Origin of the sequence: Serratia sp. (in: enterobacteria) (genome assembly GCF_046715635.1) — a bacterium.
Taxonomy (GTDB): domain Bacteria; phylum Pseudomonadota; class Gammaproteobacteria; order Enterobacterales; family Enterobacteriaceae; genus Chania.
Genome location: NZ_JBKJYW010000052.1, coordinates 1 through 3,446 on the forward strand (window position 1 = coordinate 1; position 3,446 = coordinate 3,446).

A 3,446-nucleotide genomic window follows, 5' to 3' on the forward strand; every position below is an offset into this window, starting at 1 on the left:
GGGGCTATCAGCTCCCTCTCCCTGTGGGAGAGGGTTGGGGTGAGGGGGAGACGAGAGCACTAAACTAACAATTTAATGCAGGGCAATCACAGAGCGCGGAAGGAGATCTCAGTAGGGATGGCTTCCCCCTGCCAATACATCTGAGCCGCAACACGCCCCGCCAGTTGACGGTACATCTCAGCAAACTCGCTGTCCGGGCGGCTGACCACGGTCGGTTGCCCGCGATCCAGATCTTCACGCAACGAGATATGCAGCGGCATTTGCCCCAACAGGCGGCTATGGTATTTCTGCACCAGTTTCTCTGCCCCACCGGTGCCGAAAATAGGTTCGTGATGACCACAGTTGCTGCAAACATGCATGCTCATGTTCTCAACGATGCCCAATACCGGCACATGCACCTTTTCGAACATCACAATGCCTTTGGCGGCATCAAGCAGGGCAATATCCTGTGGCGTCGTCACCACCAGCGCACCGGTCACAGGGATATTCTGCGACAGGGTCAGTTGGATATCCCCGGTCCCTGGCGGCATATCCAGCACCAGATAATCCAGATCCGGCCACAGCGTATCCTGCAACAGTTGCAGCAGCGCCTTGCTGGCCATTGGCCCGCGCCACACCATGGCGTTGTCGTCTGTCACCAGGTAGCCGATAGAGTTGGTCGCTAAACCGTGCGCCATGATCGGAGCCATATGCTGGCCGTCCGGCGAGGTTGGGCGTTCATGTTCAGTCCCCAGCATGTTGGGGATCGACGGGCCATAAATGTCCGCATCCAGGATCCCCACTTTGGCACCTTCGGCGATCAGTGCCAGCGCCAGGTTGACCGCGGTGCTGGATTTCCCCACCCCGCCTTTGCCTGAGCTGACGGCAATTATGTTACGCACGCCCTTCACACCGGCCTGGTCATTGGCACGTTTCAAGGTGGTGATATCGTGTTTCAGCTTCCATTCGATAGCCTGAACGCCGGTCACGCGCAGCAGTTCGGCGCTTACCGACTCTTTCAGCGCCTCAAACCCGCTTTGCCAGGCAAACGGCATGACCAATTCGATATGCAGGACATTGTCCAGTAGCGTGCAGTGGTGAATGGCTTTCAGTGCGGTCAGGTTGTTTTTTAACGTCGGGTGTTCGAAGGCGGCCAATACTCCGGTCACCAGGGCGCGCAGAACTTCAGGGTTGGTCTGCTCAGGGGATTTGGCGTTCATCCCGGCTCCTTGATTTTGAATGGGTAGCAACCTGATAAGCATATCAGAACTACAGGGTAACTCGCTCGTAAACCTGCAACAAACCGCCCTAGCAGCAGAGAGCGCGATCGGGTAACATCAAAGACCCTTTTCACTCATTAAAGAAAGCAACTTTTCATTATGGCTCAAGTCGCGAAAAAATTATTGGTGACGTGCGCGCTACCGTACGCAAATGGTTCCATCCATCTCGGCCACATGCTCGAGCACATCCAGGCAGATATCTGGGTTCGTTACCAACGAATGCGCGGCAACGAAGTTCATTTCATCTGTGCGGATGACGCGCACGGTACGCCAATCATGCTCAAAGCACAGCAGATGGGTATCCCGCCAGAAGAAATGATCGCGGAAATGAGCCGCGAGCACCAACAGGATTTCGCCGGTTTTGGCATCAGCTATGAGAATTATCATTCGACCCATAGCGAAGAGAACCGTGAACTGTCAGGTGTGATCTATGGGCGCTTGAAAGAGAACGGTCATATCAAGCGACGCACCATTTCTCAGCTTTACGATCCCGAGAAAGGCATGTTCCTGCCGGATCGTTTTGTGAAGGGCACCTGCCCGAAATGTAAATCTCCGGATCAATATGGCGATAACTGCGAAGTTTGCGGCGCAACCTACAGCCCAACCGAGCTGATCGATCCTAAATCCGTGGTTTCTGGCGCTACCCCGGAAATGCGTGACTCTGAGCACTATTTCTTTGACCTGCCCGCTTTCAGCGACATGTTGCAGGCCTGGACGCGCTCCGGCGCGCTGCAAGAGCAGGTGGCGAACAAGATGCAGGAATGGTTCGAATCCGGCCTGCAACAGTGGGATATCTCCCGTGATGCGCCGTATTTCGGCTTTGAAATTCCTGATGCCCCAGGCAAGTATTTCTACGTCTGGCTGGATGCGCCAATCGGTTATATGGGCTCGTTCAAAAACCTGTGCGACAAACGCGGCGATCTGGATTTCGACGAGTTCTGGCGCAAAGATTCTACTACCGAGCTGTATCACTTTATCGGTAAGGATATCGTCTACTTCCACAGCCTGTTCTGGCCGGCAATGTTGGAAGGCAGCAATTTCCGCAAGCCAACCAGCCTGTTTGTACACGGCTATGTGACGGTGAACGGCGCCAAGATGTCCAAGTCGCGCGGCACCTTCATTAAAGCTGGCACCTACCTCAAGCACCTGGATGCCGATTGCCTGCGTTATTACTACGCCGCCAAGCTCTCTTCACGCATCGACGATATCGACCTGAATCTGGAAGATTTCGTGCAACGTGTGAATGCGGATATCGTGAACAAAGTGGTGAACCTGGCCTCCCGTAACGCTGGCTTTATCAACAAGCGTTTTGCCGGGCAGTTAGCCGATCACCTGGCAGACCCTGCGCTGTATCAGACCTTTATTGATGCTGCCACCAGCATTGCGCAGGCCTATGCCAGCCGTGAAACCAGCCGGGCGATCCGCGAAATCATGGCGCTGGCCGATCTGGCCAACCGCTATGTTGATGAGCAGGCTCCTTGGGTGGTAGCGAAAGAAGAAGGCCGCGACGCCGATCTGCAAGCTATCTGTTCGATGGGCATCAACCTGTTCCGCGTGCTGATGACCTACCTGAAGCCGGTACTGCCTGCGTTGACCGAACGTGCCGAAGCGTTCCTCAACTGCGAGCTGAGCTGGGATGGCATTGAGCAGCCGCTGCTGGGCCATCAGGTGAGCACCTTCAAGGCGTTGTTCAACCGTATCGATCTCGACAAAGTGAATGAAATGGTCAATGCATCAAAAGAAGATCTGGCCGCCAGCCAGAAGGTCGTCAGCGGTCCGCTGGCGGACGATCCGATCCAGGACACCATCAGCTTTGACGATTTCGCCAAGGTCGATATGCGCATCGCGCTGATCAAGAGCGCCGAGTTTGTTGAAGGTTCTGACAAGCTGCTGAAGCTGCAGTTGGATCTGGGCGGTGAATCACGCCAAATCTTCTCCGGTATCCGCTCTGCCTACCCTGATCCTTCACTGCTGGAAGGGCGTTTGACGATTATGGTGGCCAACCTGGCACCGCGTAAAATGCGCTTTGGCGTTTCCGAAGGGATGGTGATGGCGGCTGGCCCTGGTGGCAAAGAGATCTTCTTGCTCAGCCCGGACAGCGGCGCTCAGCCTGGTATGCAGGTTAAGTAAGCTTTTGTAATATCGAGAAAAGTCCCCTCACCCTAACCCTCTCCCACAGGGAGAGGG

The 3,446-nt window shown here is 55.1% G+C and carries 2 protein-coding genes; one reads left to right on the forward strand and one right to left on the reverse strand.

Features of this window, described 5'->3' with window-relative positions:
* Positions 1-86: 86 nt before the first annotated feature.
* On the reverse strand, positions 87-1,199 hold the full coding sequence (apbC, locus tag ACLQ7H_RS02610; protein ID WP_021805051.1) for an iron-sulfur cluster carrier protein ApbC: 1,113 nt from the start codon (positions 1,197-1,199) through the stop codon (positions 87-89).
* A gap of 159 nt (positions 1,200-1,358) precedes the next feature.
* Between apbC and metG the strand changes: the two genes are divergently transcribed.
* Entirely contained in the window at positions 1,359-3,389 is a 2,031-nt protein-coding gene (metG, locus tag ACLQ7H_RS02615) for a methionine--tRNA ligase (RefSeq protein WP_411751326.1), read from the forward strand.
* Positions 3,390-3,446 lie beyond the last annotated feature (57 nt).

Excerpts from the sequence above, each read along its gene's own strand:
- apbC (WP_021805051.1), bottom strand. The coding sequence starts at position 1,199 with ATGAACGCCAAATCCCCTGAGCAGACCAACCCTGAAGTTCTGCGCGCC.
- metG (WP_411751326.1), top strand. The coding sequence starts at position 1,359 with ATGGCTCAAGTCGCGAAAAAATTATTGGTGACGTGCGCGCTACCGTAC.